This window comes from Falsibacillus albus, assembly GCF_003668575.1.
GTDB lineage: Bacteria > Bacillota > Bacilli > Bacillales > DSM-25281 > Falsibacillus > Falsibacillus albus.
In genome coordinates this window covers 177620-192815 of the sequence record NZ_RCVZ01000006.1, presented here as the reverse complement: position 1 = coordinate 192815, position 15196 = coordinate 177620, and the positions used below count along the sequence as shown (strand labels likewise).

13 protein-coding genes and 1 pseudogene are annotated in these 15196 nt (G+C 41.6%); 1 reads left to right on the top strand and 13 read right to left on the bottom strand.

The genetic code is table 11. From position 1 onward, the window contains the following. Positions 1-192: 192 nt before the first annotated feature. The 4 genes from D9X91_RS10850 to D9X91_RS10835 form a co-directional block, all read right to left on the bottom strand. Complete coding sequence (locus tag D9X91_RS10850; protein ID WP_121680636.1) at positions 193-771, bottom strand: TerD family protein; 579 nt, start codon at positions 769-771, stop codon at positions 193-195. A 31-nt stretch (positions 772-802) separates the two neighbouring features. Beyond that, positions 803-1396 carry a TerD family protein gene (locus tag D9X91_RS10845; RefSeq protein WP_121680635.1) on the bottom strand — a complete coding sequence of 198 codons (594 nt, stop codon included), beginning with the start codon at positions 1394-1396 and terminating at the stop codon, positions 803-805. Positions 1397-1828: 432 nt separating this feature from the next. Further along, complete coding sequence (locus D9X91_RS10840; RefSeq protein ID WP_121680634.1) at positions 1829-2671, bottom strand: DUF1206 domain-containing protein; 843 nt, start codon at positions 2669-2671, stop codon at positions 1829-1831. 409 nt (positions 2672-3080) lie between these two features. Further along, positions 3081-4070 carry an LCP family protein gene (locus D9X91_RS10835; RefSeq protein ID WP_121680633.1) on the bottom strand — a complete coding sequence of 330 codons (990 nt, stop codon included), beginning with the start codon at positions 4068-4070 and terminating at the stop codon, positions 3081-3083. Positions 4071-4404: 334 nt separating this feature from the next. Here D9X91_RS10835 and D9X91_RS22725 point away from each other — a divergent pair, with 334 nt between their 5' ends. Then, entirely contained in the window at positions 4405-4548 is a 144-nt protein-coding gene (locus tag D9X91_RS22725; RefSeq protein ID WP_199738098.1) for a hypothetical protein, read from the top strand. A gap of 51 nt (positions 4549-4599) precedes the next feature. On the opposite strand, the gene D9X91_RS22865 is transcribed toward D9X91_RS22725, so the two are convergent. The 9 genes and pseudogenes from D9X91_RS22865 to D9X91_RS10795 all read right to left on the bottom strand — a co-directional run bounded on the left by D9X91_RS22865 (position 4600) and on the right by D9X91_RS10795 (position 15137). Further along, positions 4600-5523, bottom strand: coding sequence for a lamin tail domain-containing protein (locus tag D9X91_RS22865; protein ID WP_233569773.1), 924 nt, complete (start codon positions 5521-5523; stop codon positions 4600-4602). Beyond that, positions 5509-6702 (bottom strand): annotated as a pseudogene (locus tag D9X91_RS22860) (Ig domain protein group 2 domain protein); the annotation flags it as partial. The pseudogene D9X91_RS22860 and the gene D9X91_RS22865, both read right to left, overlap by 15 nt. Before the next feature lie 183 nt (positions 6703-6885). Continuing rightward, entirely contained in the window at positions 6886-7470 is a 585-nt protein-coding gene (clpP, locus tag D9X91_RS10825; protein ID WP_121680631.1) for an ATP-dependent Clp endopeptidase proteolytic subunit ClpP, read from the bottom strand. Positions 7471-7490: 20 nt separating this feature from the next. Beyond that, positions 7491-8153, bottom strand: a complete 663-nt coding sequence (locus D9X91_RS10820; RefSeq protein WP_158598291.1) for a sigma-70 family RNA polymerase sigma factor — start codon at positions 8151-8153, stop codon at positions 7491-7493. Between the two features lie 561 nt (positions 8154-8714). After that, positions 8715-10070 (bottom strand): aspartate aminotransferase family protein, encoded by a 1356-nt coding sequence (locus D9X91_RS10815; RefSeq protein ID WP_121680629.1) that lies wholly within the window; start codon positions 10068-10070, stop codon positions 8715-8717. Between the two features lie 35 nt (positions 10071-10105). Continuing rightward, entirely contained in the window at positions 10106-11572 is a 1467-nt protein-coding gene (locus D9X91_RS10810; protein WP_121680628.1) for a CoA-acylating methylmalonate-semialdehyde dehydrogenase, read from the bottom strand. Between the two features lie 124 nt (positions 11573-11696). Then, positions 11697-13322: a PucR family transcriptional regulator gene (locus D9X91_RS10805; RefSeq protein ID WP_121680627.1), complete on the bottom strand. Its 1626-nt coding sequence runs from the start codon at positions 13320-13322 to the stop codon at positions 11697-11699. A 111-nt stretch (positions 13323-13433) separates the two neighbouring features. Then, on the bottom strand, positions 13434-13640 hold the full coding sequence (locus tag D9X91_RS10800; protein WP_121680626.1) for a hypothetical protein: 207 nt from the start codon (positions 13638-13640) through the stop codon (positions 13434-13436). Positions 13641-13658: 18 nt separating this feature from the next. Further along, positions 13659-15137 carry an NCS1 family transporter gene (locus D9X91_RS10795; protein WP_121680625.1) on the bottom strand — a complete coding sequence of 493 codons (1479 nt, stop codon included), beginning with the start codon at positions 15135-15137 and terminating at the stop codon, positions 13659-13661. Positions 15138-15196: the final 59 nt, after the last annotated feature.

The following is a 15196-nucleotide window of genomic DNA, read 5'->3' as shown; positions in this document are numbered from 1 at the left end:
TTTTCCCTTCGGAGTCTACGACTTGCACTCAATCAACAGCTGGAAACAGGCTAATGTGAAAACCAAGACTTAATATCGCCTTACGTTAGTATCGTCACTAGGATTGACAACACCTTTACAAAAACAGCCTTTTTAACCATAATAAAATGTGATTGATTTCAGCTGCAGGAGCCTTTGTCCATTGTTTGACCTTTAAACATCCAATCCAAAGTCTTTGACAAGCGATGCAAGACCGCCTTGGTATCCGCTTCCGATGGCGTTGAATTTCCATTCTCCATTATGGCGGTATAGTTCACCGACGACAACGGCCGTTTCGATTGAGAAATCTTCTCCAAGATCGTAGCGGATCAATTCTTCATTTGATTGTTCATTTACAATGCGAACGAATGAATTGGAAACCTGCCCAAAGTTTTGCCCGCGTTGTTCTGCTTCATGGATGGTGATCGTAAATGCGATTTTTTCAATGGAAGCGGGGACGTTGTTGAGATCTACACGCACGCGTTCGTCATCACCTTCGCCTTCCCCCGTGCGGTTATCGCCTCCGTGAACCACTGCACCATTGGCTCCAGTTGTATTATTATAGAAAATGAAATCAGTTTCTGCTGAACATTTTCCTTGACCATTCAATAGGAAAACAGAAGAATCGAGGTCAAAATCGTTTCCACCGTCATATTTGTTCGTATCCCATCCCAGACCGACGACGATTTTTGATAATCCTGGATTTGTTTTTGTTAAATCTACCTTTTGTCCTTTTGATAAATTAATTGCCATTTTAGCCACTCCTTCAAGTAGTTTGAATTAATCAGCGATATTTGTTTGCAATTTTGTCGATGCCTGTATCATTGGTGCCTTCACCCACTGCAGAAAATTTCCATTCTCCGTTATGGCGATAAATTTCGCCTGGGAACAGCGCAGTCTTGCCGGAATAGTTGTCAGATAAATTATAATGGATCAACTCGGCATTTGCCGATGAATCCACAATTCTGATGAAGGCATTTTGGATCATTCCGAAATCTTGGCGCCTTTGGACCGCCTGATAAATATTCACGACGAAAACAAGTTTATGTACGTTGCCCGGAACTTTGTTGAGATCGATGAAAACTTGCTCATCGTCACCTTCGCCTTCTCCTGTAATATTATCCCCAGAGTGTTTAATACTTTGACAAGTACTTACTTTTTTTCCGAAATAGACGACATCTTCCAAGCGTTCCTTCTCGTCCAGCATCAAAACAGACGCATCACAATCAATATTGCTATTTCCGCCTCCAAATAAACCTCCTAAGAATCCTGAACTTTTTTTCACGGGGTCCCAGCCCAATCCAACTAAAATTTTTGAGAGGCCGGGTTTACCTTTTGTCAGATCGATCTTTTGCCCCTTTTGTAATGAAATCGCCATACTTTCACTCCTTCTTTCTATCTAAAAATAGTGAATTCATACTAAAATGTTACCATACTATCAAAATCTTTTAAAAAGATTTATATCAATTCTGACAATTTTTGTGAATAGTTGTTTTCGTAAAAGTTGCTTCTTTTATTCAAATGTTGTTTAAGGATGATTTCCACTGCAGGATGCCGGCATTCCAAGGGGCGTTGCACTGAATCCTCAGAGTCTTCGCACCATCCGCTCTCCAATCAACATCTTAAAATTAAATATTTTTTTAACTTTTTAAAAAAACAACTTCTTTAGGATAATAACCGAGTGAATTGAAAGAAAGCTGATAGCTGGGCTGTTACTATTATGTACGAACATCACAAAATAAGGTTTCATAAATTTAAAATATTTTCTTCGGAGCATAGTAAAGAGGAGCCTTATATGCTCCCCTCATTTTTAAGATATTACTTGCATATATCGATTTTTCCCCTTTACGATTTGAAAAACCCCATAAAGGCTTAGTCCAATGGCTACGATCGCCAACATCCATTGTCCGAAAGGCTGTTGGGCGATTTTTAAAAGGGCACCGTCCATTGAGATCGAATCACTTGGTTTTGCTGTGTATGCAGTCATTGTCACAAAATAGCCAATGATGCAAAAAACGACTCCCCTGGCAGACAGCCCGATTTTACCGGATTTGATCCCCAATTCCCATTCATGTTTATTCATTTTATGCTTTTTAAATTTCTCTGCAAATTTTCCTTTAAAAGCATAATAAAATTCATAAATACCGAAAATGATGATTCCAATTCCAACAAGTCCCACTGCCCACTGCCCAAATGGTTCTGCCATCACCTTTGCCAGCATGGTCTTTTTCGAGCCCCCGGAATTACCGGAACTGCTATGGAGGGCGATTTTAACTGCTTTGAAGATCAAACCAGAATAAATGATCCCGCTGATCAGGTAGCCCAGCTTTATTAATATCCCTTTCATATCAAACCCTTTTTCTTCAGGATCGAAAATTATTTGGATAAAGCGCCAGGAAACATATCCTGCCAGCCCCGCCGCTATAACCCACAGCAATATTTCCCCATAAGGCTCACTGGCCACTGCCGCGAATGCCCCGGTTGCGTCTTTTGTGCCTCCACCGACTCCAAATGCTGCCAGCATGGAGAGGACTCCAATAAGAATGTAAACAAACCCTTTCGCAAAATAACCAAGTCTTGCAAACCTTTTGATCCACGGTCGAGCCGTTATCTCATGTTCTTTGATATTTTTGGTCAATAACCCCTCACTCATCGCCTTTTTCTCCCTTCAATGACTCTCATAAGTGAGTTATTCCCTTTTTACACAGATTAAAAACAACTAATTACTGTAAACAATTTATAGCTGCTTTCGAATTCACATCGATTTCGCAGCCATACAAAAGACACGGGGACACAACTTATTCACTTTACTCTAGAGACAAACAATATCTAAAACATGTTTTTAGTTTCTATTACGCCGCTGTTGATTTCCGCGCAAGACTTCGCTTTCCACGGGGGGCCGGAGTCTTTGTCTTGCACTCCAATCAACAGCTGGAATAAGCTAAAATCTACAAACATTCTTAAACATGAAAAGCCCGAACGAATCCGAAATATAAGGAAACATTTCGGATTATAGTTCGGGTTTTTCTTCTATTAAAACTCTTTTGTCTCAGCCTCAAGTTTTATTGGTTGTCACTGCTGTTTTCTGAATCACTGCTGCCATCTTGATTTTTACCGTTCAGGAAATCCTGGATGGCTTGACGGTTCTTGTCAAAATCAACTTCCAGAACCGCACCTGCGTGGCTATAATATCCGTTTTGATAAGAGCCTTCAACAGGTACCGTCAAGGTTTTGATTTTTTTGTCATTATTAAATAAAACGTCCTTCAATAGGGAGATTTCGTTCCACTTACTCATGTTTGTTTCGTAGTAAGGCTGGACAGCCCCGATCATTTTAGGGAGCTTTGCTACACCGCCGACACTTAATACTTTCTCCTTTACAGCTTCAAGAACTTTCTGTTGGCGCGCAACCCGGCCAAAGTCCCCTTGTGCATCGTGGCGGAAACGGGCATACCCGAGCAATTCCTTCCCATGCAATTTTTGAACGCCTGGTTTTAAAGTCACCCCGATATTCTGGGACATTTCCTTTTCTACATTGATTTCGATCCCCTCGGGAGCCAGTGTGTCGATCGATTTTTCGAATCCTTTGAAATCGACAATCATGTAGTATTGAATATCAAGGCCGAAGTTTTCCTTGATCGTTTTTCTCAATAGCTCTGGACCACCCAAGAAAAAGGCAGTATTTAATTTATAGTTTTGATACCCGGGAATTTTCACATACATATCCCGCATTAATGAAACCATTTTCGTTTGTTCTGTTTTCGGATCATATTGGGCTACGATCATTGTGTCAGAACGTGATTTTTGTTCGCCCCGGCTGTCGATCCCCAAAAGTAAGACATTGATTTTGCCGTTAGCGTCCTTAGTTCCGTTGAATTTATAATCTTTCTTCAACGTAGTGGGCTCATCCTTGGCCATTTTCGTTCCTTCGTAATATTGATAGGCGGAATATCCTACTACAGAAAAAATCAACAGCAGCAAGACAGCAAGAATTCTATATCGTTTTTTCTTTCTTCCTTTTCGTTCTTTGCGTTTGTTGTATCTTGAGTCCATCATAACACCTGCTTCTATATAAAATAACTTAGGATGTTCAGTGTTCTGCTTAATATTTATTATCCCATTGTTCCTATTGAAGAAACATGTTGAAACCAAAAATCTGCACACATTGATTCTAATCATTATGACTATTAAAAACAAGTAGAATTTTGTCGTTTCATAATCTGACTAGTCTTTTCCAAACAAACCTTATATTTCTGATGGGAAGTTTTTCAATTGTTTAAAGGTATAATTCCCCCACAATCTCTAATAATAAGGAAAAAATATAGCCGAAGTTTCTGTTGATTTTTTTTGATCAACCGTTACCAGAGCCTGGAAGGAGCTGAAGGCAGTGGGAAAAACGAAGCGCGGGAATGCAAACGCTCAAAGGAACAATAATGCAAAATATCATGATAAGGATCAAAGCAAAGAAATGGTTGAATTTGCAGCAGATAAAGGACCACGTACTAAAGAAAATCTTCAAAACGAAAAATAACAGAAAAAAGACTGTCCAAATGATACATTTGGACAGTCTTTTTTCTAATGTTTAATTGAGTATTTTAAAATCATCAAAATTCAAGCGGCTTCCACTGGTTCCACTTACAACAATCCTGAACCTGACAGGTCCGCTTTGATTGACAGTGACCGATGTTTTCGAAAGAGCTGAAGAACTCGTATTCGAATTTACGACATTCACCCAGGTGCCGCCTTGATTGGTAGACATCTGCACCTGCCAGGATGCACCTGTGTCAGAGCCAAAGTTGGCATGTGATACCTCAATGGACTTTGCCCCGCTGACATCAAAATTCATCGTTATCGCTCCGCTTGCTTTCACTCTGGCAGATTGGGCTCCATTTTTCTTATCAGTGCTTAGATTGCCAAGCAATGCATTATCAAAATACCATGAACCGCTCCCAAGCGTTACGTTCGCTGAGGAATAAGCACCCTTTGATCCAGTATCGAAATTTTCATTCAACACTTCCGTGCCAGACACAACACTTCCTGTATGACTTCCCAAATAGCTGAATGTATCGACAGGGTAGCTTGTCCATTCACTTGCTGAGTATGCAGTAGTTCCCGTTGTGACAGAACTATTTCTAACAAGCGTCTGGTCAGCACCGAAAGATGTGCCTGCACTCCCTACCACATCTACAGTTTGTCCACTGTTTTCAAGTGTGACGGAATCATCACCATTGAAAGATAGGCTGCTGCTCAATAAATCGGCTTTGTCCAAAACGGCTTGAGCTGCTCCGCTGTTGGCGACGACATATACATCACCACTCGCAACCGTTCCAGATAATGAAATTGGATTGGCTACATTCGATAATTTAAGCGAATATGAAGACAAATCAAGCGAAGAAGCTGTTCCGTTATAAATTTCTATCGCTTTGTTCAGACTGCTTCCTTCTACATATTCAGAAATAAATACATTTTCCGTTGGACTGCCTGTGCCGCCGGTTCCTCCACCCATATATCCATAAGAACCTGATTTAAACGTTGATGGATCGTACCATTTGTAGCCGGCATCCGGGGCTGCCCATGGTTCAGCCTGAGGCTCGGTAGAATTTTGCGGCGTTTCCATGGATAGAAGCGCTGTCGGCTGATCCAATTGAAGGCCGCTTACTTGTGAAAGACTTGTGTAACTTTCTTGTTGTGACAACCAATCTATCATATTCTCTAAAAGAGTTCCGTCATTCTGTTCTTGAAACCCGTCATACGTTGTTTTAGTTTGGCCATTTTCTTCACGTTTGTATTTTGGCGATGAATCTTCAACCGGTGAAGAATCCCCGATGAAAGCCGCTTTACCGAGGCCGACTTTGGATATTGCAACAAATGGACCTTCGGGTCTGCCTCCTCCGTCATATACACCTTGATCTACTGCATGACTCCAGCTGGTGCTGGTTTGCGGCAAATAAACAATTCCTTTTGCCTTGTTGCCATCCGTAATTGCTAGAGTGGAACCAGCATGCATGGCAACGGTGGAGACACCATTCGTAATACCGAATGATTGACTTGGAGAGACAATATCATTGGCTGTGATATCGCCTAAAGCATTGTATCTGAATCTGATGCCAAAATTGGTCGACAGCCAGTCCGAACTTGCCACTCCCTGCATGGCTGCTGAACCGGCTTCTTCGGATGTCATTCCTTTTGTTGGATCGGACCAGGCTCCGCGTCTATATCCATTAAATACTTCCGAAGCGTCCCAGCGGTTCTTATTGCGGTCAGCATTATAGTGATCGGCAATAAAGAAAATGCTGCCGCCATTTTGTACATATTGAAGAAGTGCATCCTGCTCCGAAGATTTGTATGGAATATTGGCTTCCCCTATGACCAGAACATCATAGTCCTGTAGATCCTGATAAGTGATTGGAGTATTTTTTCTTAGTTCTTTTACATAATACCCATTTCCAGCAATTGCATTGGCAAAATCAGAGAACCCACCATCAATGACCCAGTCTGCAGCGCCGGCAGTTTGTCCATGGGTATTGTCGAATAAGATTTTTTTGCCATTTGATGCCCCAGATGGCTGAATTTCCGGTGCTGGATCATTCGGCCCCTCCGCAAATGCAGTCGGGAAGTTGGAGAACACAGATGGCAAGCATAATGCAAAAATCAATAAAATAATTCCAGATTTCCTTGCTTTCATTTTTATCACTCCTTTGTTTGTCAATCAAATCAAAATTATCACAAAATTGTTAGGCCAATGTAAATTTTTATAAAAATAATAAAATATACCTATTTTTTCACATGATTTCCATTAAAATAAATTAAAAAACGGAGTACAAATTCCATTGAATTCATACTCCATTTTCGGTGCTATTCGACTGTGTCACTTATGGCAGGTGATAATCTCATCAATGATGCCGTACTCCTTTGCCTCCATTGCCGACATAAAGTAATCACGGTCTGTATCAAAAGCAACTTTTTCCACCGATTGGCCCGTACGATCGGAAATGATTCGATTAATATGCTCCTTCAATTTCAAGATTCTCTTCGCTGAAATTTCAATTTCGGTAGCCTGCCCCCTTGCACCGCCAAGCGGTTGATGAATCATGATTTCACTATTCGGGAGCGCAAATCTTTTTCCCTTTGTACCGGCAAGAAGAAGCATCGCACCGAATGAAGCAGCCATCCCGATGCAAATCGTCTGTACATCGGGCTTGATGAACTGCATGGTATCATATATGGCAAACCCAGCAGAAGTAGATCCTCCAGGGCTGTTGATATAAATGGATATATCCTTTTCCGGATCATCAGCAGCCAAAAATAACAATTGGGATACGACGCTGCCGGCCAATGAATCATTGATTTCATCCCCAATCATGATGATCCGGTCCTTAAGCAACCGTGAGTAAATATCGTACGATCTTTCACCGGACTTAGTTTGTTCAATTACATACGGAATGGTATTCATTTGTCTTTCGCTCCTTTTTATTAGGCAGCGGACATTGAACAACTAGGACAGTCAGGTACTCCTTTATCATAAGCTTTCTGACGCAATACCGGATTTAAGGTGATATATTTCATTATTTTTTCGGATGATTGTTCAATGACCGCTTCATAAATGATCTCCAATAATTCTTGGGAATAAGGATCTTCCTTTTTCAGCTTTTCCAAATTCGATGTCCTCAGCCTTGTGCGGATTCTAAACAACGTCCCTTTCACCGCACCCTCCGAGATGGATAGCCACGCAGAAATTTCTTGCTGGCTATGTTGAAAAACTTCCTTGAGTACAAAAGCCAGTACTTGCTGTTCTGTAAAATGCTTCAATAAATCTTCTATAGCAGAATGAAGGTCTGCCATATGCTTAAACGGTTCATAGGAAGGTTCTTTCACCAATTCACATTTTTGTTCCTCTTTTGATTTCAGTTGATCGATCCATTGATTTTTAGCCACTTTGTTCAAGAGCGCTTGTGTTATCAGGGATTGTTGAGATGAAGCTCCTGCAATATATTTTTTAAATACCTTTAAGACTGTTTCCTGGGCAAGATCCTCGGCGTCCCAAGCATTTTTGGTCAACGATTTGCAATATCGCTTCAATGCTGGATAGAATTCAAGCAGTCCGGATGGTGCTTGATTGTGTTTATGGGTATTCAAAGTGATCACTCCTTTTTACCTCTATACATTTAACGAATGAATGCTTCAAAAAGTTATGGCTATGTAAATTTATTTTATTCCATTACATTATTGACTCTCCATTTTTTAGTACTTTCTTCTATATATGATATTTTTAATAATGATCCTACACTCCCCGCTTCAGAGTGATGGAATGCAAGGCTTCTGTTCCAATCAACTTAACGCAGAACAAGAGCAGCAATGTCGTATCACCATAAAAAAACTATTCTTAATGATAAGTCTCTGTTAAACCCAGCTGTTGATTTTCGTGCAAGTCTTCGCTTTCTGCGGGCCTCACAGGAAGTGAGGTCGTTCGATGTTGGCACCGGACGTGCCGAACTCAATCGAACATCCGGCTATCGCCACCGGAGTATCACCGACCCCGATTTTCCCGCCGGAGTCTTCGACTTGCCCTCCAATCAACAGCTGAAAACGGCAATATATCAACCCAAGCTTTAACATAGCCAATTATTAAAAAGACTGTAAACACACTCAAAATTCCTTGAGTATATTTACAGTCTGTGACGAGAGGCATACTCTCGCTTATTTAACTTGTTCAAAAGCTCGATTGATTGTTTGGACAATGTAGTCCAGGTCTTCGATTTCAATATTCAATGGAGGGGATAGCGTAAGTACATTGTTATAACCGGCAACGGTCGCCCCATTTTTTCCGATGATCAATTTCTCTTTTTTGCAGAAATTGATGATTTCATTCACTTTTCCGACCCCAAGCGGTTCTTTCGTCTTTTTATCCTTGACCAATTCGATGCCGACGAGCAAGCCTTTGCCCCTGATATCACCGACTAGCGGATGGTCTTGCAGATGTGCCTTCAAATCACTTTTCAATTTGTCCCCCAACTCTGCCGAACGTTGAAACAATTGTTCTCTTTCCATGATTTCAATATTTTTCAAAGCCAGTGCACAGGCTGCCGGGTTGCCTCCGAACGTGTTAATGTGGCGCAAATAGTCATATTCCTCTGAGCCTTTGAACGCTTCGTAGATTTCACGCTTTACAGCAGTGGCAGACAAAGGCAAATAAGCACTTGTAATACCTTTTGCCATGGTGATGATGTCCGGCTTAACCCCATAATTCATGAAACCGAATGCTTTTCCTGTACGACCGAATCCACAGATCACTTCGTCGACAATCAGCAGCGCTCCGTGTTTTTCACAAACTTCCTTGGCTGCTTTCATATAGTCATCATGAGGGACGAGAATTCCGCCGCCTGTTATGATTGGCTCCATGATCATCGCCGCGATCGTTTCACTTAATTCCCAGGTCATTACCCGGTCAATCTCTTTGACAGCAGTCAGTTCATGTGCCTCTTTCCCAGTATCTTCGTCGCGATATGCATCTGGAGGTGCGACGTGTACAAATCCAGGGGCGAGCGGTTCATATTTATATTTTCTTTGAGCTTGGCCTGTAGCTGCAAGTGCCCCCATCGAATTCCCATGGTAGGCGCGGTATCGGGAAACTATTTTATATCGGTTCTGGTCTCCCTTTTGCTGATGATACTGCCTGGCAATCTTGAAGGCTGTTTCATTCGCCTCAGATCCACTGTTCGAAAAGAAAATGACATAATCATCTTCTAATAGCTCATTCAATTTTTCCGCCAATTTAATCGCGGGAACATGGCTTTGGGTCAAAGGGAAGTAAGCGACATCCTTCAGCTGCTCATACGCTGCCTGTGCCAGCTCCTCCCGGCCGTATCCAACATTCACACACCACAATCCTGCCATCGCGTCAAGAAACCGATTCCCCTCGGAATCGGAGATCCATGAGCCTTCAGCTTTGGTCACCACCATGGTGCCATCTGGATTGTACGGCTTCATGGAGTGCCAAATATACTTTTCGTCCTGTGCATGCAACGTACTTTGTGATTGACCTGCTTTAACCATTTTTACCCCTCCACTTCTAAATAGAAGATCTGAAATTAATAATCAAATCGGGAAGTAATCATTTTTTTCTTTGTATAAAAGTTAACGCCGTCTTTGCCATTGACATGTAAATCACCATAGAATGAATCCTTCCAGCCTGAGAATGGGAAAAATGCCATCGTCGCAGGTACTCCCACATTCACTCCCAACATGCCTGCATCCGCTTCTTCCCGGAATTTCCGGACAGCACTTGCATCCTTTGTATAGATCGTTGCTCCATTCCCAAATCTTGACTTACGGATATATTCGAGCCCCTCATCAAGATCCTTTGCTCTTAATAGGCTTAACACAGGTGCAAATAGCTCCTCGCGGGCGATCGTCATTTCCGGTGTGACATGATCAAATATTGTCGCCCCAAGGAAGCTGCCTTCAGTATTATCGTCCATATCATGCCGCCCGTCACGAATCAGGGAAGCCCCTTCTTCCAATCCCTTTTGAATGTAGCCAAGAACCTTTTCACGATGCTCCTTGCGAATGACAGGGGTTAATAATACTTCTTCATCCATACCATTTCCCATGACCAATTCATCTGCTTTCTTTTTTAACTCCTCTACAAACTTTTCGTTATCCCCGACTACGACGACTGCACTGCAGGCCATGCAGCGCTGGCCGGCACTGCCGAATGTGGAGCTGATGATATGCTGTACGGCTTTTGCCATGTCCGCATCTTCCATCACGATATGATGGTTTTTCGCCCCGGACAGAGCCTGAACCCTTTTTCCATTGGCAGCGGCTCGTTCATATACATATTTGGCCACCGGCTGTGAACCGACAAATGAAACGGCTGCAACATCTCGATGTTCAATCAGCCCATTCACTACATCATGTGCACCATGGACAATATTTAGAACTCCTGAAGGCGCGCCTGCCTGGGTGAATAATTCGGCTAATTTATTTGCCAAAATCGGGGTCCGTTCAGAAGGTTTGAGGACAAATGTATTACCGCATGCAATGGCCAATGGGAACATCCATAGAGGCACCATCATCGGGAAATTGAATGGAGTGATCCCTCCAACGACCCCAAGAGGAAAACGGAACATTTCCGAATCGATTTCTTCTGCAATCCCGGATAAAGATTCCCCCATCATTAAAGTGGGAGCACCGCAGGCAAATTCAACACATTCGATTCCACGCTGAACTTCTCCAAATGCTTCTTTGTATGCCTTCCCATTTTCCTCAACAATGAGCTTCGCCAGCTCTTCATGGTGTTCAGTGAGCAAAGTATGGTATTTGAATAAGATTCTTGCCCTTTTTGGAACAGGTATCGCTTTCCATTTTGTGAATGCAGCCTTTGCGGATGATACAGCTTCTTCCAAATCCTCTTTCGTAGAAATAGGAACCTTTGCCAAAAGCTGACCAGTTGCAGGATTGATGACTTCAGATGCTTCAAGTGCTGTTGAATCGACCCATTTTCCATTTACAAAGTTTTTAAGAATTGTTGTTTCATTTTTTAGCAATGCCATAGAAAAGCCCTCCCATTATTTATATTTCTGTAATTCCATTATCTCTCATCCATGTTTTACAAACATTAGACACAATGTTAAATAAGACTTCTTAGGTACAGAACATTTTGCAAGCAAAGCTCAATCAGGATTGCGCCGCCCCTTTTGAAGATAACTGCGAATTCATTGTAATGAATTCATGGGACATGATCATGAATTCGATGGCCAAACGTTTGCCAGGCTCCATGAAATCATCGCCAAGAAGCTGTTCCAATTTGGATAAACGATGGTAGAGTGTCTGTCGTACAACGTACAATTTCTTGGCTGTTTCTTTCTTAGATCCATTGCAGGAAAGATAAACCTTGAGAGTCTCCAATAATTTCCCATTGTAGTTTTCGTCATATTTAATGACTGGAGATAAATATTCAGAAATATACTCATCTAAATCAATGTGCTTCCTGCATTTTGCGATGATTCGATATAAATGCAGATCTTCATAAAAGTACGAGCTGCATCCCGAAACTTTATCCTGTATGCGGATGGTTTCCTCAGCACAATGAAAGCTTTGCGATACCTTCTCAAGATCCTCCACATATTTGCCGATGCCGCATGTGGACCTCGCCAAATTTTTTCGTTTTATCAAATCGGATTCGTTCATGCGATTTACGACGATGCTAAGACGGGATTTCCAAGTCTTTTTGGAACGTTTGTTCAATAATATGAAAATCATCATATTATTTTTCTCTGTTATAAATGCTTGAAATCCTTGCTGCTGAAAAAAAGAACGGAATTGAAGCTTATAATACGTCATGTCTATTTCATTATTTTTTCTTAAACAATCCAGTTTGAAGATGCAAACGACCGCCCCATGGGAGTTATGCTGAATATCAAGTTCAGATAAATATTCAAAAATATCCTCTTTCCTTCGTTCACCTGCCAGCCATGCGTCAATCCATTTCGATTCTTCCACTCGTTTTTTTTCTTCAACATACAAATGTCTTAATAGATGATGTGCAAGAGCGGTGGATGTTCGATCTAATATCAATGTTTCAAATTCATTCAACGAGTGTTCAGGGTCATAGATCGTCAACTCTGCATATTCTTGATCGAACAAGTAAATAGGCGAGGTGATGAGATGCTCGTTCTTGAATGGTTCCTCATTTTTTTGTTCCCTTGCCTCTCTCCATTTTGCTTGTTGGGACTTGACGACTGGTGGGACAAAACAAGGCTCCTGCTCCTTAAAAGAAAATATTACTTGTACGCCAAGCTCCTCATGTAAAAACTTCAATATATCCTTATATGAAGATATATTTAACAGCTGCTTATTCAGTGACTGTGAATAATGCTCAAGCTCTGAAATCATCATATATTGTTGATTTATCAAGTTGGTATGTAAATCTTGAGTGATTTCCACAAATGGAACTTCCTGGTTAAATACAATAATCGGAAATTGTTTTTCGTCTGCCAGCCGTATGACATCTTCGGGAATTACGTCCATATATGTTCCGATTTCCAAACAAATACCAGCTGCGTTACATTCAATCAATTGATTCACCATTGATAAAAATGTGGCCGGGCGGTCTTTCCAAGCAACGCCAGTTGATAAGATCAGTTCATTTCCCTTTAATAGGTTTTTGATTTTTGTCACTTCGACAACATGAACCCATTTTATTATTCTTGAGGTTCCGTTATGTCCTGCGATGATTTCTGCAGATTCAAAGTGCTTGCGGTCAAGAATTCCATCAATGGTCAGTTGTGCATGTTTTTTCAACTTGTCACACCCTTAAAAGAAAATTCATTAAAGCGGCCATCTGCTTTGAAAATGAACACCTTTATCACTCATTCACCTTTCACGCATCCGGCCGCCATCATGCTGATTGGATCAATTGTTCTTTAATACAATGATATTAGAAAAATATTTCCTTCCATTTGCAGTTTTCACATGAAGAGTTTTCGTGTCTTTATTTTTATTTTCAAATGCAACGAAAGCACCACTAAGATTTTCTTGGACACTCTTGATCTTATACCCTTGATCGATCAAAACATCAATATGATCCCTTTCAGCCAAGAACTCCTGATGATCCGACATCGATTCCCCCCCTTTTTCCTATTCAAAATTTATCGTAGCATCCTGTGGGACTTCTCCAACAAATCCTTCATTTAAGGATTCCTCTATACTCCACTCCCTGCCAACTGAAATTCCCAGATATTTTTCATCGCTAGGATCCAATATTTCTGCTTGCTCGTATTTCTTAAACCACCAATATTTTGCCAATACGTAGTAACAGGCAGAACCGATCACAAAGCCGACGACAAAAGAGTAATTAGGGACAAAATATGATGCCGTCCCCCCGATGATCCAGGAAATGAATCCCGCCAGGTTTACTCCCTTCATATACCGATACTGTCCATGATCTTCGTAAAGATCTGGCACATTCACTCTACGCTTCCGTATAAAGTAGTAATCTGCGACCAATATCCCTATGATCGCCGAAAGGATTCCTCCTACAAATAATAAAACGGGAATAATGACTGCAAACAATTCCCAGGGCTGAACTAAGATCCCGACAATACCGGCTGTGATTACCCCTGCCCAAAACGGGAATTTCGGACCTCCGACATTTGAAAATATCGTCGCAGCCGGGACGATATTGGCTGCAATATTCGTTGACCACTGCGCCAATACGATCATCAGAAGCAAAATTCCGAGAAAGAAGCCGGTTGCTGCTTTTTGCAATGCTACAACAGGATCATAATTTAAAACCGCAATGTAAGACACACCGCCGATAACGACCATGAACGCTTGGGTCAATGGCAGGGCGACTAAATTGCCAATCAAAGAACTCTTATTGCGCCTGAACCAATTTTTTTCATTGATTGGCGCCTTCATGAACCTTGATATGGATGGAATGTCAGCCGCAATGGTTGCCCAAAATCCCATGTTGCTGAAAATCACCACCAGGAATGCTGAAAATGCAGCAGCGCCGGTGACAGGATTTTCAACCCAACTCCAAATATCCCTTCCTTGTGCAGCAGCTGTATCAGAGAGTGAACTGTACATCCAGACAGAAATGAGGATGATGATAGGTGCTGCCAAATCGGCGAACCTTTCCACTGCTTTTATCCCCAAAGCGGTATTGACCAATTGAAAAATGGCAAAAATCAAAAAACATACAAACCAATTATCAAAGCCAAATAAAATATTTAAGATTCCGTTCATAGCAGTCGAACCAAAGTAGGTATTGATCCCAAACCACATTGAAGCTGCCATCCCCCTTGCAATTGAGGGGATATGCGTTCCAATCGTCCCAAAAGGGGCCCTCATGTAAACGGGGAATGATAATCCGTGCTCAATTCCTATATCCGCAGTCAATGAAGTAAAGATACCTATTGCAAGTGATCCAATTATTGTGGCGAGCAGGACCATTGGGAGAGGCAATGACATGACCCCCGCGCCACCGATTGCAAAAGTGGCCAAAACAACGACCATTCCTACCCACATGAAAGAATAACCTAATGCAGTAATCTTTCTTCCGCTTGCAGAAATCGGATATAAATCGGGTGATTTCAAATAACTTTTTCTCATCATCAACACTCCTTAATTAGGCATAAAAACAATCAATCATTTTCATTGACTGAACAACT